This window comes from Oleiphilus sp. HI0132 (assembly GCF_001635845.1).
In genome coordinates this window covers 1-26,560 of record NZ_LWGJ01000335.1, presented here as the reverse complement: position 1 = coordinate 26,560, position 26,560 = coordinate 1, and the positions used below count along the sequence as shown (strand labels likewise).

Below are 26,560 nucleotides of genomic sequence, written 5' to 3'. Positions count from 1 at the left end.
TTTTGTGCTAGAAAGGCAAAGGGTATTCCCTAAGTACTTTGAAAATAGCCTTCAGGTCATCTTTGGATAACTCAACTTTAAAGGCTTCGATATCTTCTTCCAGCTGCTGCAAACTGGTGGCGCCAATAATTGTTGATGTGACACCATCGACCTGATTACACCAGGCTAATGCCAATTGTGCCGGCGTGATATCGAGTTGCTTAGCAATCGAGGCATAGGCACTGACAGCCGTCTCGACATTTGGCTTGTCCCGTAAAATACCATTGCGTTGTGGAATGCTCCAGCGACTACCATCAGGCCTTTCTCCATTTAGATATTTACCGCTTAATACGCCGCCACCAAGCGGAGACCAGGGAAGGTAAGCGACATCCTGGTGAACACAGTTTTCAATCAGGTAAGGCCAGTCTTTGGTATGTAGTAGATTAAACTCATTTTGTATTGATACCATCTTGGGAAGCGAGTGCTTTTCAGCTAAACGTAAGTACTCATTGATCCCCCAAGGTGTGTCGTCTGATAAACCGCAATGTCTAATTTTCCCGGCTTTGATGCAGTCATTTAAAGCCTGAAGAATTTCTAGCATTTGATCGGAGTGTGCCTGACGGTCTACATCGGTAAAAGAAATTCGACCAGGGAAATGTTTGGCGAAGTGAGGCGAGGTACGATTGGGCCAATGGAGTTGGTAGAGGTCGATGTAGTCGGTCTTAAGGCGCTTTAAGGATGCGTCTACTGAGGTGATAATCGACTCACCCGTGATGTCACCACCCCCGCGTATCCAAGGTAGGCCATTTCCTGCAATCTTTGAGGCCAGAATAATGTCACCTCGTTTACTCGAATTAGCTGCCAGCCAGTTACCTATCATCTTTTCTGTTTTGCCATAGGTATCGGCTGAAGGTGGCACTGCATACATCTCTGCTGTATCAATGAAGTTCACGCCTTGCGCCAAGGCGAAGTCGATTTGCTCACTGGCATCGCGCTGAGTATTTTGTGTGCCCCAGGTCATCGAGCCCAGGCATACTCGTGAAACATTAATGCCGCTGCTACCAAGTTTTGAATAGTTCATTGATCAAGCCTCTATTTAGTTTCGCTTATAGTAATAGATCTCCTTAGGTGCGGACAGTGTTTTTTCCAGGGGCTTTACCGCATTACTAGAACAGCTCGACCCCACAGCCACCTAAGCCACAGTAGCCGTCGGGATTCTTATCAAGGTATTGCTGGTGATATTCTTCAGCATAGTAAAACTCAGAGGCTTGTTTAATCTCGGTAGTGATTTCGCTAAACCCCCGCGCTGTTAGCGCTACTTGGTATTGTTGTAGGCTTTCATTAGCAAGTTTGCTTTGTTCGTCATTGAAGGTGTAAATGCCTGAACGGTATTGTGTTCCCTGGTCGTTACCTTGGCGCATGCCTTGTGTTGGGTTATGCGCCTCCCAAAATGTTTTTAGTAAGTCTGAGTATGATACTTGGGACGGATCATAAGCGACTAATACCACTTCATTATGGCCTGTCGATCCTGAGCAAACTTCTTGGTAGCTTGGGTTGGGCGTAAAGCCCGCGCTATAGCCTACCGCCGTAGAATAAACTCCTGCCAGTGACCAAAACTTTCGTTCGGCGCCCCAAAAACAGCCCATGCCAAACATTGCTTGTTTAATTCCAGAAGGAAAGGGGGGCAGCATTGAATTGCCAGTGACGGTATGGGTGGCGCTAATGCTAATTGCCTGATCGCGCCCTGGTAAGGCGTTTTCGGGTTTGATCATTTTGGCTTTTTCGGGCTTAAAAAACATAGGGATCTCGTCGCTTGGTGTGAGAAATTTTAAACTGCAGGCTTAGGGTGTCGCTAGTAATTGCTTCGCTTGGCGCACTCTCAACATGACATCATTATGATCCTCTTTCCTGATATGAGCTTGCACTAGCCTGGTTTTGACGATGACCGTTACCTTCTCTGCATCTTCCACAGTTCGGTTATGTGCTTTAAGCACTTTTGCAATCTCCTCAGCACTGGCTCCCTGGTTTTTCTTTAATAGCTGAATAATATCCTTTGCACACTGCTCTGCAGCCGGGTCGGGTTTGCTCATGCTTTTAAAAATTAATACGGCGATTACGATGATAAGAATAATAGGGATATAGGTATTCATTGCTGAGAATCCAGTTGTTTAGTCGGGCTTAGCCAATTGTACCTTATGATTCATTCTTGATGGTTGTTTTTTGAGCTTTGTTGACTACATTTAGAAGGCTTATCTGTTTATAAAACTATCAAAAATGAGAGGATGATATGAGCGAGGAAAGCGTCGATTTTGGCCCGTTGGAAGCGATGATTGGTACCTGGGAAGGTGATAAAGGTTTGGATGTCGCGCCTTTGCCAGGAAGTCAAAAAGAAGATAGCCCTTACTTTGAACGTATTGTTGTCGAACGAGTAGGGGATGTTGAAAATGCCAAGCAGCAGACGCTGGCGATTGTTCGCTACCATCAGGTTGTACGGCGTCAAAGCAATGGCGAGATCTTCCATGATGAGCTTGGCTATTGGATGTGGGACGCTGAACAGAAAATTGTTATGCACTCGCTACAAATCCCTAGAGCGGTTGGCCTTCTTGCTGGCGGATCCTATGACTCGAATGCAGGTACACCGGGAAAAATTAAGCTATTCGTACAAGCCAAAGATGGCGATGCTGACTGGGGAATTGTTCAGTCACCGTTTATGCAAAAAAACGCTCGCACGATCGCCTTTCGTCATGAAGTCACCATTGAAGGTGATACCTTAAGCTACTCCGAAACCACAGTGCTGGATATCTACGGCAAGACCTTTGATCACACTGATGCAAATGTTTTGACAAGAAAGACAGGTGCCGAGATAAAGCAGGATAACACTGTAGCCCAGGTTGTTGAGCTTGCTCCTAGCGGCTCTCAAACCTCAGATAACAGTCCGAATATAGCGGGTCGAAAGCCAATCAAAGCCGAATTAAAGTCGGGTGAAAGCTATGCTTGGTGCTCTTGTGGCTTGAGTAAGAATCAGCCATTCTGTGATGGTAGTCACCGCTCCACCTCATTTAAACCCAAGGTATTTAAGGTCGATGAAGATCAGGATGCCTGGTTGTGTATGTGTAAACATAGCAAGAACCCGCCTTATTGTGATGGTAGCCATAAGAACTTACCGAAACCTGGGGCAATTGCTGCGGAAGCCTCCTCTATACCAACGGGTACTGAAGAAGTCGCCGAAGAGCCAAGCTTGGCAGAGGTTAAAGCTTTGGCACAAGACGGTTTAGAGAAAACCGGTGGCCATGGTGAAATGGTAGCGATGGGAGTACCCCGTACGCAACTTCCAGAATGGGATGATATTCAAATCATGACCGCCCAGATGGCAACGAAGCCTTTGTTGGAAGATGAAAAAGTAGGGACGGAGTTGATCATCGGACCGAAAGCCAAAAAGCCTTTGGTATTAGATATCCCACTATTTGTTTCAGATATGAGCTTCGGTGCACTTTCAGAAGAAGCAAAGATCGCACTAGCAAGAGGGGCGGAATTAGCAGGGACGGGTATTTGTTCCGGGGAGGGCGGTATGCTGCCTGAGGAACAGGCCGAGAATAGCCGCTATTTCTATGAATTAGCGTCAGCGCAATTCGGCTTCTCTGAAGATGTTCTACAACAAGTTCAGGCCTTCCACTTTAAGGGTGGGCAAGGCGCGAAAACGGGTACCGGAGGTCATCTTCCAGGAGCCAAAGTGCGTGGAAAGGTTGCTGAGGTAAGAGGTTTGGCTGAAGGTGTGGATGCTATATCGCCTTCTTGTTTTCCTGAGATGAATGGCCCTAAAGATTTTAAACACTTCGCTGATCGCATTCGTGAGGTGTCGGGTGGTATCCCCATTGGCATGAAGTTATCTGCTAATCATATCGAGAGAGACATTGAGTTTGCCTTGCAAGCCAGTGCAGACTATCTGATTCTCGATGGCCGTGGTGGTGGTACTGGTGCAGCACCGAGTTTGTTTAGAGATCATATTTCTGTGCCTACTTTGCCAGCCTTGGCACGCGCTAGGCGCTACCTGGATGACCGTAAACGTCATGATGTCACGCTAATAATTACTGGTGGTTTGCGAGTGCCCTCAGACTTTATCAAAGCAATGTGCCTAGGGGCCGATGGCATTGCGATCTCAAACTCTGCTTTGCAATCTATTGGCTGCGTTGCTGCCAGGATGTGCAATACCAACCTTTGTCCGGCAGGCATTGCGACACAAAAACCTGAACTCAGAGCTAAGCTGGATATTGACACCTCTGCACAGCAGCTTGAACGCTTCTTTAAATCCTCGACACACTTGATGCAAGTGATGGCGAGAGCGTGTGGCCATGACCATTTGAGTAAGTTTACTCTGCAAGATATTGCGACTTGGAAAAAGGAGATTGCCGAATTAACGGGTATACCGTTTAGTGGCATGTAGAGATACCTTTTCCCAACAGTTGAATTAGTAACATGTCACCTTTTTGAGGTGGCTTGTCTTTGACATGTTAGTTTCCAAGAATCTGTGTCAGTGTGGGCTTTAGTTGAAGCTAGTTTTGATCGATAATGCTACAGCCAAGTAAAAACACCTGATAAGTTATCTTTAGCCTCACCCGCGAGTACGGTGCTTTTTAAGTTCTCCGCAGCACTTTCCGGGGTATCTAGGGATAGAGCATACTTGATGCCTTCATCTCCAGCCGGGTCGTGCAGACCGTCGGAGCACAGCATTAGTCTATCGCCCACAGCCAAGTCTAGAAAACCGATATCCAGATCAATGTTCTCATCAACACCTACCGCTCGAGTAATTGCATTGTTTTGAATGTTTTCTGTCGGTAGACCTGATTCTTTATATAAGTTATAGATTGAGTGGTCTGAAGACAATTGAGTTAGTTCACCGCGTCTCCATAAGTAAAGCCTGCTATCCCCAGCCCATAAGAAGGTAGATTTGTTATTCTCAAGCGCCAGAAGTACAACCGTGCTGCCACACGTTAGTTGATTATCCTTTGCATAGCTAAATATCTCGGTGTTTACATTTTGTATAGTTTGTTTAATTGCATCTACTTTGGAGAAAAGGTTTACTGGTAGTTCCTTTTCAGATAGTTGCCTTACAATCTCCTGGCTAGCTTTATCGCCATCAACATGACCGCCCATACCGTCAGCGACAAGCCATAATGAATCAGAATCTTTTACCAGGATTTCATCCTGGTTTTGAGTTCGTTTATTACCTACATCACTGAAACCAAATGATTGAATGTTGAAGGGGATAGTTTGTCCTTTGTTATTATCAGTCATAGTCGAGATATTCAGTTCGCTAGTAACATCTGAACGTTGAAAGTTTGAAAGAATGTCCAGGCCAGAAACCGCATCATCCGATTCTAGCTCGGTTGGCGGAGTGATGATGGCGTTCGGACTTTCATGGTCAGCTGCTATGGTTGTTGGGTAGAAGGTAGTGCACGGCTTCATTTTTGTTATTAACGCATTATCCCTTGCGTAGAAGCCTATTTAAGCATGCTGTAGGACTAATATCTATAGCCTATAATTTAAATTTACTAGGCTATTTAGGTGTGATTCGAATTCGTCGGCTCTGGCTAAGTATAATCGAACGACCCTTAATCGGAATCAAAAAATAGTCACCTGACTTCTTTCTGATTCCGGTTTTTGAACCTACACTGATTAACAGCGTCTAAGGACTTCTATAGCGACTGGAGAGTGTTAGTGAGCCGTGTTAACCCACTTGTTTTTGCAATGATTAGTTTACTTGTTTTCTGTTCGACACCCTTAGCTGCTTTTGAGGTTTTAGTGCTTGATCAGAACGGTAAACCGGTTAAAGACGCTTATGTAGCGATACCCGAAGGAAATATTGAGCAAGCAGAGGAAACGCCGGCCATTATGGATCAGCTTGATATTGCCTTTGTACCTCATGTATTGGCGATAGACCAAGGGCAAGCGGTTGTCTTTCCCAATAGTGATAATATCCGTCACCATGTCTATTCCTTTTCCCAACCCAAAAAGTTTGAAATTAAATTATATCAAGGAGTTCCCGAACAGCCGATTACCTTTAATCAGCCGGGTTTAGTGGCACTAGGTTGCAATATTCATGACTCAATGTTGGGCTATATCTATGTGTCACCATGGCCTAATTATGGTGTGAGCGATGAAAGCGGCAAACTTACCTTTTCTCAGACAGCTGAAGAACTGCTCATTTGGCATCCTCGCTTAGAGGGGAAAGCCGGTTTAGTTAGAAAAGCTATCGATAGTAAGCATGAAACAGTCACGATTACCTTGAAGCTCAAAAAGGAAAAGACGCGACGTCAGTTCAGAGCGTATAGAAGGGATCGCGATGATTATTGACTTGAGCTTGCGAAAAAAAATCCTACTATCCTTTTTAAGTTTAATTATTGTCTCGTCGATTATGACGATTTCGGCAGTGTTATTAGCGACTAACAATAGTGTCGCTGAGCAGGCGAGAGAGAAGCTCGTCGTAGGTCAAAAGGTTTTTGAACAGTTACTGGCGCTGCGAGGTAACCAGTTGTTCGAGTCTGCTGAGGTACTGACCTCAGACTTTGGTTTTAAAGCCGCTGTGCTGGATCAGGACCGTTCAACTATTGGCTCAGTGCTCGACAATCATGGGGCTAGAATAGGCGCTGACTTGATGATGATCGCCTCACTCGAAGGTGACTTGATTGCCAGCACAGGTAAAAGCCAGAACTTCCCCTTTAAGCACTTGTTGTCAGAAGCAGAGGAAAATGGCGGTCTGATGCAAACCGTTGTATTAGATGGCTTACCCTACCAAATTCTGATGTTGCCGGTACTTGCGCCGGTTACGTCTGCCTGGACAGCCGTAGGTTTCCAAATTGACGATAAGCTTGCTCGGCAGTTAAAAGAGCTGACAACGCTGGAGGTGAGCTTTTCGGGTTGGGATAGCAATGAGCGCCGCTTTGAGTTGTCGACTCTGGATGAGCAGACTAACGCAGCAATGAGGGTCTATGAAACTCAGGGTGACTGGTTGCACATGACATACCAGGGAGAGTCTTTTTTAGCGCTGGTGACTTCATTGGTGAAGGCTGATAATTATCAAGTGAATGCGGTATTGAGTACCTCCTTGTCTTTGGCTATTGCCAAATTTTCACCACTAAAAATCCATATACTCATTATTGCATCCGTTGCATTGCTACTATCGGCTTTTATTGCCTTTATTATTGCCCGAAATATTACACGACCGGTTAATACGCTGGTGAGTGCGGCAGAACGAATTAGCCAGGGTGATTATAAGGGAGAAATTGATTTTGATCTTTTTAAGAAGAACGAGATAGGTAAACTAGCTAACAGCTTAAGTCATATGCAGCGGGGCATCGCTGATCGAGAAGACAAAATTCTCTATCAAGTCTTTCACGACACTTTGACGAGTTTGGCTAATCGCGCTTCGATACAAGAGAAGATTGAAACCCTGCTTGAGCAAAGCGATGGTGATTCAGACATATTTGCACTGATGCAGGTGAATGTTCGTCACTTCAAACAAGTGAATACGACCTTTGGTTATCATATCGGCGACCAGCTTCTAATTAGTATTGCCAAGCGCCTTTCTTCGCTGATGGGTGAGGATGATAGTGCTGCAAGGCTGGGGGCGGATGAGTTCTTGTTATTGCTCAAGGCAGATACAGAACCAGAAGTATCTGCACGAGCGAATCGAATTTTAGAAGCGATTATTGAGCCCTATCAAATAAACGAGCTTAAGCTCCCCATTGCATTTACCTCGGGTGTGGTTTTATATCCACAGCATGGTCAACGAACTGATGAATTAATGAGGCGTGTGGACATAGCGCTCAATGAAGCGAATGAGCAGAAGCTTGCTTTGTTGCTTTATCAGCCAGGTAGTGATGAAAAGCATCTTAAGCAAACGCGCCTGGTCAACGATTTGAAAGAGGCGATCGATCAAGATTCCTTATGCATGTTCTATCAGCCAAAGCTGGAGCTTAAGCAAGGCAAAGTCACCCAGGTTGAGGCATTGATTCGTTGGATTCATCCCGAGTTGGGCTTTATCTCACCTGAAGAGTTCATTGGTCTTGCTGAACAGTCTGGCTTGATGCCACCGCTAACGCGTTGGGTGATTGCTAGTGTATTGCGTGAAGCCGCTGCTTGGAGAACTCAAGGGATAGACCTAAAAATGGCAGTCAATCTCTCGGCTTATGATCTGGCCAACGATGACCTACCCGATTATGTGGCGCAAGAGCTTGAGAAAAACGGCCTCTCTACTTCTTCGCTAATTCTTGAAGTCACCGAAAGTGCGATGATTGATAACCCGGTTCAAGCCCTAAAAGTGCTTAATCAATTAAGAGACCAAGGGATTATCTTGGCGATTGATGATTATGGCACAGGCTATTCATCTTTGAGCCAACTTAAAGATTTACCCGTAGACGAGCTAAAGATCGATATGGCCTTTGTTTTGAAACTGGATGAAAGTAAATATGACCAGGCTATTGTCCAGTCAACGATAGACATGGCTCATCAGCTCGGTTTAACTGTCGTTGCTGAAGGGGTTGAAAACAGAGCGTCTTGGGCCTTACTCGAAACATGGGGATGCGATAAGTTACAAGGTTACTATATCTCTCGCCCACAAAACTCGGCAGACTTTGTTACCTGGTTTAAAGGCTATGATGTAAACAGTGAGTACTAGCATTATTTTTTCGATGAACAAGGCTAAACAAAGCATTCAGAATAAAACACTCTTCAGTTATCTGTGCCGCCTTGCTTCTAGTCGCTTTGATCAGCAGCGCACTTGTGCATGCAAAGCAGAATAGCCCACACCGCTTTATCGGCAATGTGACGCTTGTTACCAACTATCAAGACAGCGGAAATACATGGCTCAATGGTGGGCTGGGACGTTTTGGACAGGGTGACCAGGATAGCTCGGTTTCAGGCCTATTTGAATCAAATATCGAGTATCGGTACCGGCCTTCTTCTGCCTTTCAATTGAGTACTCATATCCAAGCACAAGGTACGAGTAATGATAGCTCCGTTCGCTCTCTTGGGGTGATAGAGTGGAGCGCAAGGTATCGTCATGATATCGACTTCAATCAAGCGCTTAGTGTTAAGCTGGGCCAGTTTTTCTTACCGACCTCAATGGAAAATATAGATCGCTTCTGGGAATCCCCTTATACCATTAGCTACTCTTCGCTCAATAGCTGGATAGGTGAGGAGTTTCACCCTATCGGCTTAGACATGTCTTATCGTTATCATTTTGATAGTGGGCCAGAGTTATCGGCAGCTGCAACGATCTTTGGTGGTAATGATTCAATGGGCGCTTTGTTGGCCTATAGAGGTTGGACTTACGGGCGTCAGCGCACGGTATTGGGTGATGTATTGGCCTTGCCTGAGCTCAGCAACCTTCAATACGGGCAGATTTTTGCGGGGCAGCGAGATGACGGTACTAAACCTTTTGGTCTAGATCTTGATGGTCGGCCAGGGTATGCGCTGAGGTCATCACTGGCTTTGGATGAGCTGAATATAAAGCTCACTTGGGTCGATAACCGGGGCGATACGACACTTCTACATGCAGAATATGCCTGGAAAACCCGCTTTGCTATGGCTGGCTTGGCTTGGCGTATTAGTGAGGGCTGGGAGTTCTTATCGGAAACCTCTCAAGGCAGCTCTGAAATGGGAGCGGGTCCTGGCATTGATATAGATTTCTACAGCCTGTACGGCATGTTTTCCTACCGTCTGAATGACTATCGAATCAGCTATCGCTATGACCAGTTTGGTATTGATGACCAAGATCAGATGGACCAAGAAAATAACGAGTTTGGGCGTAGTCATACCTTAGCGTTAATGTGGCAGGAAGAAGACAGTGCGCTGCGCTTAGGGGCGGAAGTCTTGTTCCTTAAGGGTAAGCGATACCGCGTACTTGAGGGCCCGCAAGTCTATCGTGACAGCGATTCTATTAGTGTCAGTATGTTGGCTCAGTATACCTTCTAGAATATGCGAAGGCTCAGCAAGCCAATAAATGGAAGAGCCTTGCTTTCATTGTGAGTTAGGGGACTAAAATTACTTTACCAATATTCTTGCGTTGCTCGATATGCTCATGCGCTTTGGCTGCATCCTTGAAGGAAAACGTGCTATCGACATGAGGCTTGATCCAGCCTTCAGCATAGCCTTTTAGTATCTCTTTCATCCAGATATCAATCTTCTTATGTTCATGCCATAAATGCCCCATATTGACACCATATACGCCTTTGTTCTGATCCATTAAACCAAAAGGGTGATAAAAAGGTGTTTGCACAATCATCTTAAGCATATTCAACTTGCCTTTGATTCCCGAGTCGGACACAGAGGAAATACCAAACATGCCTAGTCGGCCGGTGTTAGCTAAGGCACTGTAACTTTTTTTCAGGTTATCGCCGCCAATAGGGTCTGTGATCAAGTCGACACCGCGGCTATTGGTGAGGGCGAGAAGTTCTTTCTTCCAATCCTGGGTACGGTAATCTATTGCGTGATCCAAGCCCTTTTCTTTTAAGAACTTGTGCTTCCTTGAGCTAGCAGTACCATAAATTGTAGCGCCAATATGCTTGGCGATTTCCAGTGCAGCAAGACCGACACCACCTCCCACATTGTGAATGAGAACGCTCTCATGAGCTTGTAAGCCTCCCATCGCGACGAGTAATTGGTAGGCGGTAAGGTAGTTTACGGGGATTGCTGCTGCGGCTTCGAAGGAGAGCGTTTCTGGTTTATCAAATACTTGTTGTAGGGGCACTGTGACTTGCTCAGCTTGGCCGCCAAAGCGTGTTAAGGCGATAACTTCCTTGCCTAGCCAGGATTCATCTACGCCTGTGCCGATAGCATCAATGACACCCGATACTTCATAGCCAACGGTACAAGGCGTTTTCGGCGCATCAGGGTAGAGGCCTTGTCGAGCCAAAATATCAGCAAAATTCAATCCCGCAGCTTTCACTGCAATACGAACTTCCTTATCACCAGCCACCAGGTCGGCAGCCTCTTGAACTTGTAATACATTTGCTTTCCCGCTATTGCTTATGATGATTTTTTTCATGATGCGCTCCTTGAACTTGACTGGTGCTAAAACTAACTCAGTTCAGAGAATGAGAAAACCCTTACTTTTCGGAATGGTGTTTTCAATAATCTGGTTCAAACTCGAATGAAGCGAAAAGTTGGTCTGCGTAGTTTGTTAGTTCAAGTGTTGCTGCGTGAGTTTCATAGCGTCGGCTTAGCGTCGTGCTGATTAGTACGTTTGCGAAGCCGGGGTGAGGACAGGTCAGGGTGATACTGTCTATCAGCGCTGGGCCGGGCTTTGCTCGACCTCGCCAGTCTTCGCTATTACTGGTTTGACGAATGCATAATTCGCCATAGCGTGTATCAATGGCTTGTGCCTGGTGATGGAGGACTAAACCTTTTGGCTGCCGTTCTAATTGCAGGTGGCGCTTTAGTGCCTGTAAGTGCGCGTTGGCACTCGAATACATACCGCTTCTTGGGCCGCGAGTTAAGGTGACTAGAATGGAGTAACTATCGTCTTGGTTTAATTGGCTGAGTTTCAGACGATGACTTGTGCCATATACGACTGCAAACCAGGGTGTTTCTGTAGGCACTTCAAAAGAGAAAGTAAAGCCATCAACACGCTGACCGGGTTTAATGTTGGTCTGATCAAAGCTGGCGCAAGCTGATAAAAACAGTGCTAATAGGACTATTGAGCGCTTTATTATTAGCGTTATTGGCTTATAGGAAGTTAGCATCTGCTTACTTTAGCATTTAGGAGGTGTTCCATCTAGTTTAGTTGCCAGAATGGCGTTTAATATTTTGGCCTATTGTAATGTAAATCGTGTTGGCCGACTTTGCATGCGACCCACTATATTTGCTAGGCTTCTCGTGAATTCAATCATTAGCAAAAGGAATTTGCGATGCCGATAAATTGGAAAGACCTGCCCGACGTGTCTCCTCATGATGCCCAAAGGGAAGTTAAGAATCACAGCCCCTTTCAGGAGAACGACCTATGAATATGGACACGGCGCTTCACGCCCTAAAATCTTACTTTGGCTATGATGCCTTTCGCCTCAATCAGGCGGGTGCCATCGAACGTACACTTAAGGGCCAGTCTAGCCTGGTGATTATGCCTACCGGTGGTGGTAAGTCTATTTGTTACCAGCTGCCCGCTGTCATGCTGGACGGTTTGAGTATTGTTGTCTCACCTCTTATCGCACTAATGCAGGATCAAGTCTCAGCACTTCAACTTAGCGGTATTCAAGCTGAGGCGCTAAATAGTGCCTGCAGCAGTGATGAGGAGCAGATGATTCGAACCCGAGCGGAAAGTGGTGCACTTAAGCTTTTATATGTATCACCCGAACGCGCTGTTTCAAGAGGTTTTTTGAATTGGGTGAGTCGTTTGAATATCGTGCAAATTGCCATTGATGAAGCGCACTGTGTTTCAATATGGGGGAATGACTTCCGTCCTGAATATACTCGCCTAACCGAGCTGATACGTTTGTTCTCCAATGTGCCGGTAGCCGCCTTGACTGCAACCGCAGATACTGCGACACAGCAAGATATTCGTCAGCAACTAGGCTTGGTCAACTGCGAGACCTTTGTATCCAGTTTTGAGCGTAAAAATATTGAAATAGAGGTCTTGCCAGCTAAAAAACGAATTCAGGTGATCTACCAGTTTCTGCAAACGCAAGGCAAGGAAGCCGGTATTATTTATTGCTTGAGCCGCCGCAGTACCGAAGAAACGGCAGCGAAATTACGTGATGCCGGATACATTGCCGAGCATTATCACGGAGCGATGAATAGTGAACGTAGGGCAGAGGTGCAAGACAAGTTCTTGCGTGATGATATCCAGATAGTCTGCGCTACCATCGCCTTTGGTATGGGTATCGATAAACCGAATATTCGCTGGGTAATTCACTATAACCTGCCAAAAAATATTGAAAGCTATTATCAGGAAATGGGCCGTGCCGGGCGAGATGGCGAAGAGGCCAAAGCGCTACTGTTTGCAGGTTTTGGTGATATGAAAACCCTGACAGGCTTTATCGAAGATAGCGATGCCGATGAGCGCTTCAAACAAGTGCAATTAGCCAAGCTTAGCCGGCTTTGGGAGTTTACCCAAACGCTTTCTTGTCGTACCAATTTTGTTCTGAATTACTTTGGTGAGCATCGAGAAGAAGGTTGTGGGCACTGCGACCACTGCATTCATCCACCCAAAAGCTTCGATGGCACAGTCATCGCTCAGAAAGCCCTGTCTGCTTGCTTTAGAGTTCAGCAGCGCAATTTGGCTGTAGGTATTAATATGTTAATTGATATCTTGAGAGCTTCATCGAGTCGCGCGGTATTGGAGTCGGGTCTAAATACTATCAAGACCTACGGCGCAGGTAAGGACATCGCCTGGAAAGACTGGTCTCACTACATTACACAGCTGATTGATCGCGGCTATCTATCACTCGACTTTTCTCAAGGCAGTACACTGCATCTGACGGACTTATCGATGGCTGTTTTGAAAGGAGATAAGACAGTTCAGCTATGTGAGCCTGTAGATCCAAAAATCAATCAGGTTGAGAAAAAAGTGAACAAGCACGCCGATCTTAGCGAGGCTGAGCATCTTTTGTTTGAGGCATTAAAAGGGCTCAGAAAAGAAATTTCGCAGAAGGATAAAGTTCAGGGCTATACCGTTTTTTCAGATGCAAGCTTAAAAGATATGTCTCGGCTTAAGCCTGGGAACTTAGCCGCCTTCTTGACGGTCAGCGGTGTGGGGGATCATAAGTGTGAGAAGTATGGTGAACCCTTCGTTGCCTTAATATCCAGATTGGTTGATGAGAGTGATCGCTTACTTATTGATGGGCCTGTGCGGAAAAAGTTGCCGCCTAAACCTGCGCGTAGTGACTTTACTATGGCGAAACTAGGCGATACGCATCGAGAGACCTTTTCGCTCTATCAGCAAGGGCAGTCACCCAATGAGATCGCCAAAACGAGAGGTTTAAGTAAGTCTACGATAATTAGCCATATATATCGTCTGGCTTTTCATGGGGAAGACGTTGATGTCAGTACGATGATATCGCCAGAACAAATAGCGGGTATTCAGGCACAATGGCTAAGCTTGAACAAGCCTGAACGAATCAAACCAGTATTCGAGGCCTTGGGTGAGGGCTATGACTGGGAACAGATACGTTACGCGGTATGTTTGAGCGATACAGAGGTTTAAACCTAGTAGCTCTCTATAATGTCATAGTGCAGTTGCCCGCCTTTATTATGGCTACGATATAGGTGAAATTGATTAATCTGGTAAGGCCAGGCGATGGGCTCTTGATTGACGAATGCGTCGATATAGGCCTTATCCATACTGTGCTTACAGTGCGCCAACGTGATATGTGGGGTGAACAGACGGGAGTCGATTTTGATGCCCGCTTCGCGTAGTGAGTGGCTAATCATTTTTTGCAGCCGAGCTAAGTCATCATTCAGGGCGAGCCCGAGCCATAAAATGTTCTTACTCTTTTTAGGGGAAAAGACTCCGGTTTGAGTGAAGTGAGTACTAAAGGCATTGAATTGGATATTCTGCAGTGCTTGGCTGACCACCTTAGGCTCTGCTTCACCAATAAACTGTAAGGTCATATGCAAGAGTTCAGGGCGAAGTAAGCGAGCGCCCTCAGCTGTTGGCGGCTGATACTGTAACACTTCAGCTTGTGTTGTATTTGATAAGGGGGTTGCGATAAAGAGCCTCATAGCTTTTCCACTATTCATTATCTTGTGAGAAATATCCCGGACAGTCTGCGCCACATGCCGGGCACTTAGCTTTGCCTTGATTCTGCTAGCTAATTACTTTTTCCTTTTATCAATGGCCTCTATACTTATCAGTATTGGGGTTAAGTTTGTCAATCTCAATGTGCCGAGTCGATTTCCCTTGCACAAACGGAGGGCTTCACCTATGAATTTGAGTCGTTCTCCTGCCGTGGCAGGACAGTTTTACCCGTCCAACCCGCAGCAGCTGCGCGCTAATATTGATGACTGTATGAAAATCGCCTTGTCGGTCTTGCCAGAAGTACCGGCAGCTCAGCCAAAAGCGATTATCGTGCCTCATGCAGGGTATATCTATTCAGGTGCGGTCGCTGCCTCGGCTTACGCGAGTTTGCTACCCTATGTCGATAAAATCAAACGAGTCGTTCTCTTGGGGCCATCCCATCATTATGGTTTTAAAGGTTTGGCCAGTAGCCACTTCCATAGCTATGAGACTCCCTTGGGAATGATCGAACTTGATTACCTAGCGACCCAAAAACTTGAGCTTAAGGGGCTAGCTCAAACGCTTGACCAGGCCCACCTTCAGGAGCATAGCCTCGAAGTTCAATTACCTTTTCTACAAGCGCTATTAGGCGACTTCAGTTTGCTTCCCTTAGTTGTTGGAGATGCGGATAAGCATCAGGTTGCCAAGGTGATTGATTCCTTATGGGGTGGCGAAGATACCTTGTTTGTCATCAGTTCTGACCTGAGTCATTTTCTGAGCTACGAAGTCGCTAGTAAAAAGGATAGCAAGACTGCCGAAGCTATCGACACGCTTCAGGCAGACTTGATTGAATATGACGATGCCTGTGGCCGAAACCCGGTGAATGGATTACTTCAAATCGCACTAAAACGTGATCTGACGCCGCATCGCTTGGCACTGTGTAATTCAGGTGATACTGCTGGAGATAAAGATAGAGTGGTTGGCTACGGTGCTTGGAGTTTTACCTAAGCTAGCGTATTTATAAAAGGAGAAATGCCTTGAATGAACAGCATCAGCAGCAACTGATCGCTATAGCACAAGCAACTATCAGGCATGGCTTAGATCACGGTAGGCCTTTGTCCGTTCAAATCGGTGACTATGATGCTGAGCTAGAAAAAGAGTTTGCCAGCTTTGTTACATTGAAAATTAGCGGAGAATTACGCGGCTGTATAGGTTCCCTTCAGGCTTATCGGCCTCTAGTGCTCGATATTGCAGAGAATGCTTACCGTGCAGCATTTAATGACTCCCGCTTTTCGCCTATGTCACAGAGCGAATACGAGAAACTCCAATATCATATTTCTGTACTCAGCACCCCAGAGCCGATGCAGGTGAATTCAGAGCAAGACTTACTATCTCAACTACGTGTCGGTATAGATGGCCTGATATTGACGTTGGGTAATCGAAGAGCAACTTTTCTACCCTCTGTCTGGGAGCAGCTGCCAGATAAGTCTGATTTTTTAAATCACCTTAAAGCCAAAGCTGGATTGACGTTGGACTATTGGAATGAATCAATAGAACTTGAACGCTACACTGTAGAGAGTTTTGGTGATTAGCCCTATAGATAAGGACCTTATTAAGATAATATTCATGACAGTTCGCGATTAAGCCCATCGGAGATTCCTTTTGCTATCATCACTTTTTTCTAGAAAGCGTTCCAATAAAAAAAATGACATGCTGAATGAAGGTCTGCAGTTAGCCATGGCTTTTGGTAAGAACTGGCAAGTCTCGACACAGGAACGCTTCGCTAAAAAATACCCGACTCTCTCGGCCGCGGAACTGGACGAATATAACCAGCTTTTCTTATCAGCGCTTAAATACGCTCATGACACAGCTTTTGTTTTGGCGACCAACTTTAAAGCGCATAACAATATCGAAAAGTTTAAGGAAATATATTGCGCAAAGTACAACTGGGTGTCAGAAGAAAACCTAAAGCCTTTATATAAACAAGGGCTGTATTATGTCGAGCGACAATTGGCGGCAGAATAAAAACGCCTGTTTTTTATTCTGACCTCAACTTTCATTCTTCCACCGTATCTTATTTTTCTTTGCTCTTATGAACAACGCAATATCATTGTTTACCCAGTTCTTTATCTTAGGTTGCACTAGTTTTGGTGGGCCAGCCGCTCACTTAGGCTATTTTCGTAAAACCTTCGTTGAAGACAAAAAGTGGATTTCCGAATCTTCATATAGCCAGCTAATCGCTTTAAGCCAGTTTCTACCTGGCCCCGGATCTAGTCAGGTAGGATTCGCTATTGGTCTTCATCGTATGGGCTTACTTGGAGGAGTCTTGGCTTTTGTGGGGTTTACCTTGCCTTCTTTCCTTATCATGCTGCTAGTAGCCGTGGGTTTAACGAACTTTGGTTCCAACGCTATTCTAGATTCTCTTATTCACGTATTTAAGTTACTCGCCGTTGCGGTAGTGGCTGACGCAGTATTATCGATGGGGAAGTCCTTTTGCCAAACTAAAACAACGCAACTCTTGGCTTTCGTTACATGCCTCATCATATGGCTTTTCCCCGTTCCGTTTGTTCAAATACTCTGTATCTCGGCTGCTGCAATGTTTGGTTTATTTTCTCTACGTAGCAAGTCTGTAGAGAAAGCTGGCCGTATTGGTTTGTCATTTTCATTCAGTACATTATTTTTTATTGTGCTCTTCGTTGTGTGCCTCTCCGGTGTTTTAGATGGCTTTGCCTTGTTTTCCGAAACCTTCCTCGCTGGCAGTTTAGTCTTTGGTGGTGGCCATGTGGTGCTGCCTTTACTACAAGATTATTTCGCCCAATCCATAGGACATGAAAGTTTTATCACCGGTTATGCGGTCGCCCAAGCGTTGCCAGGGCCCTTGTTCACTTTCGCCACGTACTTAGGAGCGATGAGTCACGAGAGCCCGCTAATAGGCGCATTTATCGCTACATTGGGGATTTTCTTGCCGGGGTTCTTACTTGTCTTAGCGTTTAACCAACACTGGAAAGTTTTGGCCGAGCATCCAAGAGTGTCGGGTGCCATTGTGGGTGTTAATGCAAGCGTGGTGGGTTTATTAGCAGCAACGCTCTATAGCCCTGTATATATAACTTCTGTAAAAGAGCCTATAGATATGGCCGTTGTCGCAAGTATTTTTGTTTTACTGCGTTCCTTCAAACTGTCAATTATTCGGATCATTCTATTGGTTCTTGTTTATGGTTTGTTACGTGCTTGGTTTTCATAAAGTAGTGTAATAAGCAAAGCCACTAAACAATCGTTACTTCCACTGCCAGGGTTCTTCTTCAATGTATTTCTAGTCAAAGGTTGCACTATCTATTAATATATATATGTGCAACTTGAGGATGATTATATGGCCAACCCAAATGTTACGTTACGAGTTTCTGGCAGCTTACGCAGCCACTTAGAAGAATGTACCGGCTTAAACGGAGAATATGAGACTCCCAGTGAGTATTTACGAGATCTTATTCGTAGAGATATGGAGCGGAAAGATTCGGCTAAGTGGGAACGTGTTAGGTCTTCTTTAAATGAAGGCTTGAGATTTGAAGAAAGCGAATTTAAACCAATAAAACGAGATGAATTTAAAAATAGAGCTTTGAAAAGAAATGGCCTAAAAAATGACGATTGAAGCTAAATACTCCCCTTTAGCCATGGCTCAGCTAGATAGTATTTGGGATTATGGTTTTCAACGATTTGGAGAAAACCAAGCTGACAAGTATATTGATGGGCTTTTTGACGCTATAGATGAAATTTCAAACACCGGTAAACACAATGGTTTAAGACCCCGAGTTTTTCCTCTTGATATGATCTCAGACATCACAACTGAAAGTATTCATTTTACTCGTTATGAGAATGAGGTGATTTACCTGAAGGAGCTTAAAAGTGGTGGGGTAGGTGTCATAAGTATACTTGGTGTAAGAATGGATACGCCGAATAGGCTCAAGGAGATATTGGCTAACCCGTTATCGGTAATTTAATAAAGCTGCGTGCTCAAAGTCAAAAATCTGCGACAGCCTTAAATCAGGACAATGAGGCCATATTGATAATGGCCTATTAGGTGTGCCTGTGGCACTTTAACGACCAAGCCGACCATGTCTGTTAAAAACAGGCTACGATTGAAAACTTCATACCCCTAGCCAGACATTGCTTACTTATACCTAGCTTTCCTCGCGATAGCATTCGCAGTGCTTTGATAAGGCGAAAACTCTTCAACATGGGTTTTGTTCTCTTTAAATTTTCCATGCTTGGCGACAGCTCGGTCCGGGTAGACTCTTCGGTGAGCCGGGTATTCCATGCTGAGTCGTGAGTATTGGGATTGTGCTTGTTTAGATAGCATCCATTCTAAAAAATCTTGCGCGAGTTCTTTATTGTCGGAATCGGCTACGACGCCTGCGCCGGTGATATCGATATGCACACCGCCGTCTTTCTGTTCAGGCCAGAAGAGTTTTATTTTTGAATTCGGGTGAGTCAAAAGGTGACGAGGCAAGTAATAGGAGTAGGCAATTGTTAGCTCACAAACTCCTGTTTCCAGTGCAGTGAATAATTCCAAGTCGTCAGATACAGGTGAATGGGCGAGATTGCTTATCCAGCCTTTCATTACCGTCTGCATTTTTGCTTCGCCATAACGGTGGCTTAGGTCTGCTAGCAGTGATTGGGAATACTCAGTTCTTGATGAGCGTAAACACAGCTTGCCTTTCCATTTACTATCGGCGAGAGCGGCGTAGGTGTTGGCATAAGTCTGCAGTTCAGATTCGCTAAGCTTTTCAGGGTGATAAGCAATCGCCTGGGCGCGTTTCGCTATTGCAAACCAGTCATCATCTTTTGAACGAAGGTGTTCAGGCAGTGTTTTTTTCAGGATACGAGAAGAGATACTGGCAAGCACGCCTTTTTGAGAGGCCAGTGACAGATTGAGTGCGCCTGTCGTTAGGAAGATATCCGCCGGGCTTTCCTCTCCTTCAGCTTCGAGCTTTCGGATGAGTGCTTCACTGCTGTTAATGGTGTAGCTGACCGAAACACCTGTTTCAGAAGCGTAGCGATTGAACATCGGTGTTAGATAACTCGCATTACGCGATGAGTACACCATAAGCTCTTCGGCTTGAGCGGGGGTGAAGCAGAAAGGAAGGCTAATACTTATCACCAGCAGTTTAAGTGGTCGAAAAAGTCTCATGTTTATGTCCGTTCGGGTGCGATGGTATTGAATAAGGCTTGCTTATGATGGGGATGCCCAGCGACGAATTAGGTTGTGATAAAGGCCGCTTAAGGTCGTGACTTGATTATGGTCAGAGCCAAGTTCCGCGCTTAGGTTTTGAATGCTTTGGTCGAGTTCATAAAGCGTTTGTCTTTGGCTATCTTCACGCACCATGCTTTGCGTCCAGAAGAACGATGCTAGGCGTTGCCCTCTTGTGACGGGGCTAACCTGATGCAAACTGGTGGAAGGGTAGAGCACCATATCCCCCGCTTCTAATTTGACACTTTGTATGCCGTACTGAGTATGAATTTGGAGCTCGCCACCTTCATATTCTTCTGGCGAATTCAGAAATAAAGTGGATGAAACATCGGTGCGCATTGTTTGAGCGGTGCCCGGTATTTGCATCAGGGAACCATCGATATGATTGCCGTAGGTTTCGCCTTCTCCGTAGCAATTAAATTTTGGCGGGAAGATTTTGTCAGGCAGTGCCGCAGAGATAAAAACAGGATGTTGAGATATCTTGCGCAGAATTTCACGGCCCAGTTGTTGAGCGGTGTCGCCCAGGTCATCGAGTTGACGATTGTGTTTGACGTGAATAGCGATGCCACCGGCGGTTTGGCTGCCATCACGCCACGAGGATTTATCCAGGGCACTTCGGAATTGCTTCACTTCTTCGCTTGATAACACTTTGGGTATGACGATTAGCATAAAGGAGTCCCCAGCTTTCTAAGGTTTGCATGACGAATTTCTTGGATTGTACGACAGCCCGTCATCGCCATGGTGTATTCAAGCTCCTCTTTGAGTAGCTTGATCAGGTGAGCGACACCTAAGGCACCGGCAATGCTTAAGGCATAGACTTGCAAACGTCCAATCAGAACGGCATCAGCGCCTAGGGCAATGGCTTTGAATATATCGGCACCACTACGAATGCCACTGTCAAAAAGAATCGGGTATTCATCGCCCAAGGCTTGGCGAATGTCGGGTAGTACCGTCAAGCTTGCGGGTACGCCATCCAGGGCTCTGCCGCCATGGTTTGACACGACGATCCCTGCGATGCCTAGATCTTTTAGGTAAGTAGCATCTTCAGTGCTCATAATGCCTTTTGCCCATACCGGGACATGGCTGATCGCAATGATTTTCTTAAGCAGCTCGAGTGAAACAGCCTTTTGAACATGCTGCTGGAAAATGCCGGCTGCTCCAGCGCTTTGAACGCCGTTATTTGGGTAGTCACTTAGGTTGACTGGCTGTAATTCTTTCGGCATTTGAAAGCCGGATCGTAGTGTTTGGTGGCTGGGTGCTTGTAGTGGTGTGTCCAGTGTTAGCATAATGGCCTGATAACCGCTTAGTAATGCTCGTTGAAGCAAGTGTAGCGTTGCCTCTTCACTGTCTTGTGCATAGAGTTGAAACCAGCGAATTGCGCCTGGCTCACTTGGGGCGGTTTCCTCTAGTTTAACGCTGGCTAAGGTGCTAGAGATTAAGCCAATACCCATGGCATCGGCGGCATGCGCAGTGGCTAGCTCGCCATCCGGGTGTACGAGTTTTTGATAGGCGACTGGTGCGAGCATAAAAGGCACGCTCAAGTCTGCTTCAGCAAATTTGATATCTGTCTTACTAGTACTCATGTCTTGCAGCAGACGAGGCTGCAATGCAAGTTGTTCGAAGGCGCTGCGATTGCGGCGAAGACTTAGGTCTTTCCCACTACCGTTGGCAATATAGTTGAATCGGTCTTTGGCAATAAAGCGTTCAGCCAAGCTCTCGTAGTCCTGAGCGCAACAGACCTCCGCGGGAATATGATCCAAGGGGGCGAGTATCGTTGTTTCCTGCATCGCTATATATTCTCTTGATGATAAAAAGGGGAAAAGTGGGTGGCAGTTCCACCCACTTTTTAGTGCAAGAGGCTATAGACTAAAGTCAAGCGTCACGCGTGCGTTGCGACGGTCGCCGATGTAATTAAAGGCGCCGGATCGGTAAGCGGCCAAGTAATAATCGGTATCGAAGATGTTGCCGACATTAAGACGCAGGCTTAGGTCCTGGCTATGCTTGTAAGTCGCGAAGGCATCAAAGACTGTGTAACCTGGAATACCTCTTTCTTCATTCGCTGCGGTATCAGGTTGGCCGACAAAACGCTCGTCTTCATAAGTGGCTGTACCACCTATCGCCCATTGTGGCGTAGCCTGATATTTCACATGTAGCGAAGCAGAGGTATCTGCAAAGTTTGCTAGGGTTTTTCCTTCATCCTCTTCGTTAATGGATTCCAATACTTCGGCATCCATCACAGCAATACCTGCAGACATACTGATTTTGTCAGTGATATTCCCCGTTAAGCCAAGTTCGATACCTTCTACTCGGTTCTTGCCTGTGTTCAGTGAGCCCAGCGTGCTATAGCTATCGCCAGAGGGGCTCTCCATCACATCATTTTTTGTGATGCGGAATAGCGCGGCTGTCGCAAGTAACTTGCCATCGTTTAATTGCCACTTCGTTCCAACCTCAATGCTTTGTGTTTTCTCCGGGTCACCTAATTGAGGGTCGCTGGCATCGACACAGATACCACCATAGCCACAGCTAGTGCCTACATCCGACTCACCACCATTCAAGTTGGTTGCAGTCGAGAAGCTGGCATAGACGTTTGCATTGTCCATAAACTGATAGCTGGCACCGATATGGCCGTTCCAATAGCCACCGTCGTCAGCAAATTCAGTCCACTCACTTTCTAAGGGGCCGCTTCGGCCATCAGGGTCATAGTTTGCGAAGGTGCTGTAGTCGTAATAGTCGTAACGAACGCCACCAAAGGCTGTCCAATTATCACTTAACTCGACGGTATCCATGAAATAGAGCGCAAGGGTTTCAACATTCCAATCTGAGTCTTTATCACCTTGGGCAATATCTCGTTGAATCAATGTATTGAGGTCTGTCGCGGTATTACCATTTTCGTCTGACCAACAATAGCCTTCCCCAACACCACGTCGACCTGAAGTGAAGCAGTTTGAGGCTCCTTCAGAAGTGTAGCTATAGACGCCGTTGATAACCGTTTGGTCGGTATATTCGACACCAATCACGATGTCATGAACTGTCTCGCCGAGTTCTTTTGTAGTCAGAAAATTAAATTGATTGGCAAAATAATCAACGTCTTGCCAGCCTTGATGAGTACTTAACGAAGCAGTTTCAAAGCCATTGGTATCATTCGTAGCATCATCAAGTGTTGGGTAAGCTGTTGTACCTCGGGCTCCTGTCGCAACATAACCATTCTCGGTAATACCGTAGCGAGTCAGATTCACAATGCTCGAAGTTGGGCTAAATTCATAACCAACACGCAGCGTTGCAGTACTGGTTTCAGATTTCAGAAAGTCCTCATCTTGTACATAAGAAGGGATATCTTTAACAGGCTTTCCGGTATCGCCGTCTATGTAGGTACCTAAGTCCGGGCTGTCTTCGCCTCGGAAATGATAGACATCCGCAACGATTTCTAGCTGATCTGTTGCCTGGTGAGATAGTGAGATTGCTGCACCGGCGCGATTTCGGTCAGCCGGGTCACGGTCGGGAACATTTTCACCTGACTTAAGCAGGTTAACACGTAGGGCAGTGTCATAATCAATGACCTGGTTGATATCAGCCGTGACGCGGTGGTGCCAATCGGTGCCGATACCGATAGAGCCTTTCGCAAAGTCATACTCGGTGCTTGCACGTTTGGTTGCCGAGTTCACCGCTCCACCTGTTGTGCCGCGCCCTGCAAAGCTCGCGCTAGGGCCTTTACTGATTTCAACTTGCTCAACAGCGAAACTTTCATGAATGGTCATGCCCGGGTCGCGTAAGCCGTCGACGAAGACATCACTGCGCGCTTCATGACCACGAATAACATAGCGGTCACCAAAGGCATTTCCGTTTTCGCCTGTTCCCAGGGTAATGCCAGGCTGACCATCCAAAATAGTGCGCAAGTCACTACGGCCAGACTCGGCGACCTGCGTGGCCGTCACAACATTTATTGTTGCCGGAGTTTCAGCCAGTGTTCTTGTTCGGCGAGGGTCAGAAAGGCGTTCCGCTAGGTAAGGGGAACCTGGTGTCGCATAAGGGTTTGTGTCGGGTGTGACAGACTCTTCAATTTTAAGCTTATCAAGCTTGATGCTTTCTGGAGTGGGCTCTTCAGCGCTTGCCATACCCGTCATTAGAGCACCGGATATCGCCAGGGCTAATGTTCCAGAAGAACGAGTCGTAGAAAAAGTTTTCGGGTTTTGTGTAGTGTGGTTTGTTTCCGAGTCTCGGGCCGGATTATTAATGTTGTGAGACATGATACTTCCTTAAAAAAGCGTGTTGGATGAGTTGAGTGAAAATTCAATCGGCAAGGTAAGGTCGAGACCGTCCTTGCTCAATTCTTCTGGTATCGCTGGAAAGGGGGTAGCTCGTAGCAGCATGTCTAGAGCTTCCTGATCCAGGCGAGGGTCTCCCGAACTTTTTGTAATCCTTGGTCGTTTTAGACGACCATTTGTTTTTAGATAAAAATTAACGTGAACAGTGCCGGTCACACCTGCTCGACGGGCGCTTCGTGGGTAGCGTTTGTGGCGCGCAGCATGGGCGAGAATACGAGAAAGATAAGTTTGCTGAATAGCTGGTTTACCTCCTGTCGTAGTGCTTTTCCCTGTTCCCGTTGCTTTGATAGTTGCTCGACTGTTTTGTTTACTATCAAATATGTCTTCCTGAGTTTTGCTGTCTTCAGCCTGCTTTGTTTCTGCTTGCTTAGTTTCTGGTTGAGTCGTTTCTAGCTTTTTAGCCACCTGCTCAGGAGCAGGAAGCTCGGCTGGCAGATCTGTTTGCTTCTTCTCCATATCAATTGTTTCGACGGGTGTGGGTTCTTCTATTGTTTCTTCTATTGCTTCAAGCGCTGGTTCGATTTCTGCGACTTCGTCTGGTGTTTGGGTTTCTTTGATATCGACAAGCTCTTCTTGAACTTGCTCGTTGGCTGCTTCTTCACTTGAGGCCGCGGCACTGGTATCCACAAAGCTTCCTGCCAGACCCAGGCCTGCTATTAAGCCGTCTTCACCTGCTTGTTGAGCTCCGCTTATGGCAATAGTAGAGGGCAAGCTATAGATGCTATAAGCTAGTGCCAGGGAAAAGTGGAGCGCGATCGCAAAGAGACTTGCTGTTGTTATGTGAGCACTTTTGATCTTCATGGCTGAATCGTCTGAATGCTCAGGCTTTCCATGCCGTAAGTTCGTGCCAGCTTTAGCACCGGGTCTAATGCAGAAGCGGGAAGCTGGCGGTGAATGCGTATACTCAGTTCTGTGATCGTCTGATCAGAAAACACTTTGCTAAGTTCGTCATTAACTTGCTCACCTTCCAGTAAGTATTCTCCATTTGCATGAATTTCCAGTACCAGCGTCTTCGCGTCCACTTTCTGATCATTTTGTGAATTGGGCAATTCCAGGCTCTTGCTTGGCGATTTAATCTGACCGGCCACCATAAAGAAGATCAATAACAAGAAGACGATATTGATCGCAGGGACCATATTACCGTCCAGGTTAAGGCTATTGTTATTGGACGCTTCGATATGAATAAGCTTCATCGCGATACCGACTCGGCAAGGTTGAGATTGCTCACGCCCTGAGCACGGCAAAAATCAAGAACAGACACCAAACTTTGGATATCAACTTGGCTGAGTGCCGCAACAATAAGAGAGCTCTGCTGCATCGCAATATCCTTTAAGCCCTCGCTGAGAGCTGCATCGCTAAGTGAGTATTGGGTGCCATTTAATTCGAGCAAATTCCTATCGAGAATCAACAGGCGGTTTTGTTCTGCACTTGAGTGCGCGCCCTGAGATAACTGCCCAAGTTCAATTTGCCGAAATTGACTGAAGCTAGAGGTGAGCATAAAGAACAGCAGCAGGATAAACACCACATCAATGAGTGGGGTTAGGCTGACGAGGTTCTTAGGTTTTGTTTGAACCTTAAGCAACATGAAGAGTCTCGTTCACCATCTTGGTAGGGCTGTCGTTGGTAGGGGTGTTGTTCGCAGAGAACTTAGTGAAGACACGACTTACCGAGTCATTGATGTGATGGGCAACACGCTCGGCTCGACGGTCAAACCAGGCATAAGCTGCCGCAACGGGGATAGCGACGGCTAAGCCAGCGGCTGTGGTGAGCAAGGCTTGCCAGATACCGCCTGAGAGTACAGCGGGGTCGACATTGGATCCGGCTGACTGCATTTGCTGAAAGGCCTCAATCATACCAAGCACGGTTCCCATCAAACCTAGTAATGGGCTTAAGGTGGCAATGACTTCCAATGGCTTCAGCAATCCGCGCAAGTCCATGATGATTTGATTGGCTTGGCGTGTCAGCTCTCGCTCAAGAATGTTTTGATCTTCGTTGGCTAGGTGACCATCCATGGCATGAAGAACTAGCTTTGGAATGGCTTGCTTATTGTCTAAGGTATTGAGTGCCTCGTCATAACGGCCTTGTTGCCATGCGGACAAGCTGGCTTCCAACTCTGCACTTTGTTCGACCTTCGCCGAAAAGTACTGCCAACATTTCAACAAAACGATAGACAGGGATATTACCGAAAGGGCAAGAAGAATCCAGACGACTGGGCCACCGATATTCAATAGTTCAATCAGAGGGTCAAGCATATTAGCGTTCAAGTTACTTGCTTGGTTGGGAGTAATTTCGGCTTGCATGTGGGGG

Annotated in this window: 26 protein-coding genes; 11 read left to right on the top strand and 15 right to left on the bottom strand. The window is 46.2% G+C overall.

What is annotated here, in order from left to right:
* Positions 1–7 precede the first annotated feature (7 nt).
* The 3 genes from A3766_RS04120 to A3766_RS04110 all read right to left on the bottom strand — a co-directional run bounded on the left by A3766_RS04120 (position 8) and on the right by A3766_RS04110 (position 2,129).
* Entirely contained in the window at positions 8–1,060 is a 1,053-nt protein-coding gene (locus tag A3766_RS04120) for an aldo/keto reductase (protein WP_068513358.1), read from the bottom strand.
* An 85-nt stretch (positions 1,061–1,145) separates the two neighbouring features.
* Positions 1,146–1,778, bottom strand: coding sequence for a peptide-methionine (S)-S-oxide reductase MsrA (gene msrA, locus A3766_RS04115; protein WP_082865364.1), 633 nt, complete (start codon positions 1,776–1,778; stop codon positions 1,146–1,148).
* A gap of 42 nt (positions 1,779–1,820) precedes the next feature.
* A complete protein-coding gene (locus tag A3766_RS04110) occupies positions 1,821–2,129 on the bottom strand; it encodes a hypothetical protein (RefSeq protein ID WP_068513352.1) in 309 nt (102 codons plus the stop codon).
* Between the two features lie 137 nt (positions 2,130–2,266).
* On the opposite strand from A3766_RS04110, the gene A3766_RS04105 reads away from it, so the two are divergent.
* On the top strand, positions 2,267–4,420 hold the full coding sequence (locus A3766_RS04105) for a glutamate synthase-related protein (RefSeq protein WP_082865363.1): 2,154 nt from the start codon (positions 2,267–2,269) through the stop codon (positions 4,418–4,420).
* A gap of 128 nt (positions 4,421–4,548) precedes the next feature.
* On the opposite strand, the gene A3766_RS04100 is transcribed toward A3766_RS04105, so the two are convergent.
* Positions 4,549–5,442, bottom strand: a complete 894-nt coding sequence (locus tag A3766_RS04100) for a PP2C family serine/threonine-protein phosphatase (protein WP_082865362.1) — start codon at positions 5,440–5,442, stop codon at positions 4,549–4,551.
* Between the two features lie 252 nt (positions 5,443–5,694).
* Between A3766_RS04100 and A3766_RS04095 the strand changes: the two genes are divergently transcribed.
* The 3 genes from A3766_RS04095 to A3766_RS04085 all read left to right on the top strand — a co-directional run bounded on the left by A3766_RS04095 (position 5,695) and on the right by A3766_RS04085 (position 9,951).
* On the top strand, positions 5,695–6,330 hold the full coding sequence (locus A3766_RS04095; RefSeq protein ID WP_082882087.1) for a methylamine utilization protein: 636 nt from the start codon (positions 5,695–5,697) through the stop codon (positions 6,328–6,330).
* On the top strand, positions 6,320–8,653 hold the full coding sequence (locus A3766_RS04090; protein WP_068633857.1) for an EAL domain-containing protein: 2,334 nt from the start codon (positions 6,320–6,322) through the stop codon (positions 8,651–8,653). Before A3766_RS04095 ends, A3766_RS04090 begins: the two co-directional genes overlap by 11 nt.
* Positions 8,654–8,757: 104 nt before the next feature.
* Complete coding sequence (locus tag A3766_RS04085; protein WP_156508672.1) at positions 8,758–9,951, top strand: hypothetical protein; 1,194 nt, start codon at positions 8,758–8,760, stop codon at positions 9,949–9,951.
* A gap of 55 nt (positions 9,952–10,006) precedes the next feature.
* Here the strand turns inward: A3766_RS04085 and A3766_RS04080 are convergent, their stop codons facing one another.
* Both A3766_RS04080 and A3766_RS04075 read right to left on the bottom strand, forming a co-directional pair.
* Positions 10,007–11,023, bottom strand: coding sequence for a medium chain dehydrogenase/reductase family protein (locus tag A3766_RS04080; protein ID WP_068513341.1), 1,017 nt, complete (start codon positions 11,021–11,023; stop codon positions 10,007–10,009).
* Positions 11,024–11,105: 82 nt separating this feature from the next.
* Entirely contained in the window at positions 11,106–11,720 is a 615-nt protein-coding gene (locus tag A3766_RS04075) for a hypothetical protein (protein WP_068509688.1), read from the bottom strand.
* A gap of 257 nt (positions 11,721–11,977) precedes the next feature.
* Here A3766_RS04075 and recQ point away from each other — a divergent pair, with 257 nt between their 5' ends.
* A complete protein-coding gene (gene recQ, locus A3766_RS04070) occupies positions 11,978–14,176 on the top strand; it encodes a DNA helicase RecQ (protein ID WP_068641739.1) in 2,199 nt (732 codons plus the stop codon).
* Between the two features lie 2 nt (positions 14,177–14,178).
* Here the strand turns inward: recQ and thpR are convergent, their stop codons facing one another.
* The gene (gene thpR, locus A3766_RS04065; protein WP_068633863.1) at positions 14,179–14,694 is read right to left on the bottom strand and encodes an RNA 2',3'-cyclic phosphodiesterase; all 516 of its coding nucleotides are present in this window, start codon (positions 14,692–14,694) and stop codon (positions 14,179–14,181) included.
* A 202-nt stretch (positions 14,695–14,896) separates the two neighbouring features.
* Between thpR and amrB the strand changes: the two genes are divergently transcribed.
* From amrB to A3766_RS04035, 6 genes are all read left to right on the top strand, one after another.
* Entirely contained in the window at positions 14,897–15,697 is an 801-nt protein-coding gene (gene amrB, locus A3766_RS04060) for an AmmeMemoRadiSam system protein B (protein WP_068554254.1), read from the top strand.
* A gap of 29 nt (positions 15,698–15,726) precedes the next feature.
* Positions 15,727–16,281 carry an AmmeMemoRadiSam system protein A gene (amrA, locus tag A3766_RS04055; RefSeq protein WP_082907028.1) on the top strand — a complete coding sequence of 185 codons (555 nt, stop codon included), beginning with the start codon at positions 15,727–15,729 and terminating at the stop codon, positions 16,279–16,281.
* A gap of 70 nt (positions 16,282–16,351) precedes the next feature.
* Positions 16,352–16,714, top strand: a complete 363-nt coding sequence (locus A3766_RS04050) for a hypothetical protein (RefSeq protein WP_156508671.1) — start codon at positions 16,352–16,354, stop codon at positions 16,712–16,714.
* 67 nt (positions 16,715–16,781) lie between these two features.
* Entirely contained in the window at positions 16,782–17,930 is a 1,149-nt protein-coding gene (gene chrA, locus A3766_RS04045) for a chromate efflux transporter (RefSeq protein ID WP_068641735.1), read from the top strand.
* A 126-nt stretch (positions 17,931–18,056) separates the two neighbouring features.
* A complete protein-coding gene (locus tag A3766_RS04040) occupies positions 18,057–18,332 on the top strand; it encodes a hypothetical protein (RefSeq protein WP_068513326.1) in 276 nt (91 codons plus the stop codon).
* Positions 18,322–18,681, top strand: coding sequence for a type II toxin-antitoxin system RelE/ParE family toxin (locus A3766_RS04035; protein WP_068513323.1), 360 nt, complete (start codon positions 18,322–18,324; stop codon positions 18,679–18,681). Before A3766_RS04040 ends, A3766_RS04035 begins: the two co-directional genes overlap by 11 nt.
* Before the next feature lie 170 nt (positions 18,682–18,851).
* On the opposite strand, the gene A3766_RS04030 is transcribed toward A3766_RS04035, so the two are convergent.
* The 8 genes from A3766_RS04030 to A3766_RS03995 all read right to left on the bottom strand — a co-directional run.
* On the bottom strand, positions 18,852–19,871 hold the full coding sequence (locus tag A3766_RS04030; protein WP_068641734.1) for an extracellular solute-binding protein: 1,020 nt from the start codon (positions 19,869–19,871) through the stop codon (positions 18,852–18,854).
* Positions 19,872–19,913: 42 nt separating this feature from the next.
* Positions 19,914–20,600 carry a Fe2+-dependent dioxygenase gene (locus A3766_RS04025; RefSeq protein ID WP_068513317.1) on the bottom strand — a complete coding sequence of 229 codons (687 nt, stop codon included), beginning with the start codon at positions 20,598–20,600 and terminating at the stop codon, positions 19,914–19,916.
* Positions 20,594–21,718, bottom strand: a complete 1,125-nt coding sequence (locus A3766_RS04020) for an alpha-hydroxy acid oxidase (RefSeq protein ID WP_068554242.1) — start codon at positions 21,716–21,718, stop codon at positions 20,594–20,596. Before A3766_RS04020 ends, A3766_RS04025 begins: the two co-directional genes overlap by 7 nt.
* Before the next feature lie 72 nt (positions 21,719–21,790).
* Positions 21,791–24,175, bottom strand: a complete 2,385-nt coding sequence (locus tag A3766_RS04015) for a TonB-dependent siderophore receptor (protein WP_068641732.1) — start codon at positions 24,173–24,175, stop codon at positions 21,791–21,793.
* Positions 24,176–24,184: 9 nt separating this feature from the next.
* Complete coding sequence (locus A3766_RS04010; protein ID WP_068641730.1) at positions 24,185–25,054, bottom strand: energy transducer TonB; 870 nt, start codon at positions 25,052–25,054, stop codon at positions 24,185–24,187.
* A complete protein-coding gene (locus A3766_RS04005; RefSeq protein ID WP_068633875.1) occupies positions 25,051–25,446 on the bottom strand; it encodes a biopolymer transporter ExbD in 396 nt (131 codons plus the stop codon). The genes A3766_RS04010 and A3766_RS04005 overlap by 4 nt, the downstream gene beginning before the upstream one ends.
* Positions 25,443–25,838 (bottom strand): biopolymer transporter ExbD, encoded by a 396-nt coding sequence (locus tag A3766_RS04000; protein WP_068513304.1) that lies wholly within the window; start codon positions 25,836–25,838, stop codon positions 25,443–25,445. Before A3766_RS04000 ends, A3766_RS04005 begins: the two co-directional genes overlap by 4 nt.
* A partial coding sequence (locus tag A3766_RS03995) for a MotA/TolQ/ExbB proton channel family protein (RefSeq protein WP_369808599.1) occupies positions 25,828–26,560 on the bottom strand: 733 nt, incomplete at its 5' end. The genes A3766_RS04000 and A3766_RS03995, both read right to left, overlap by 11 nt.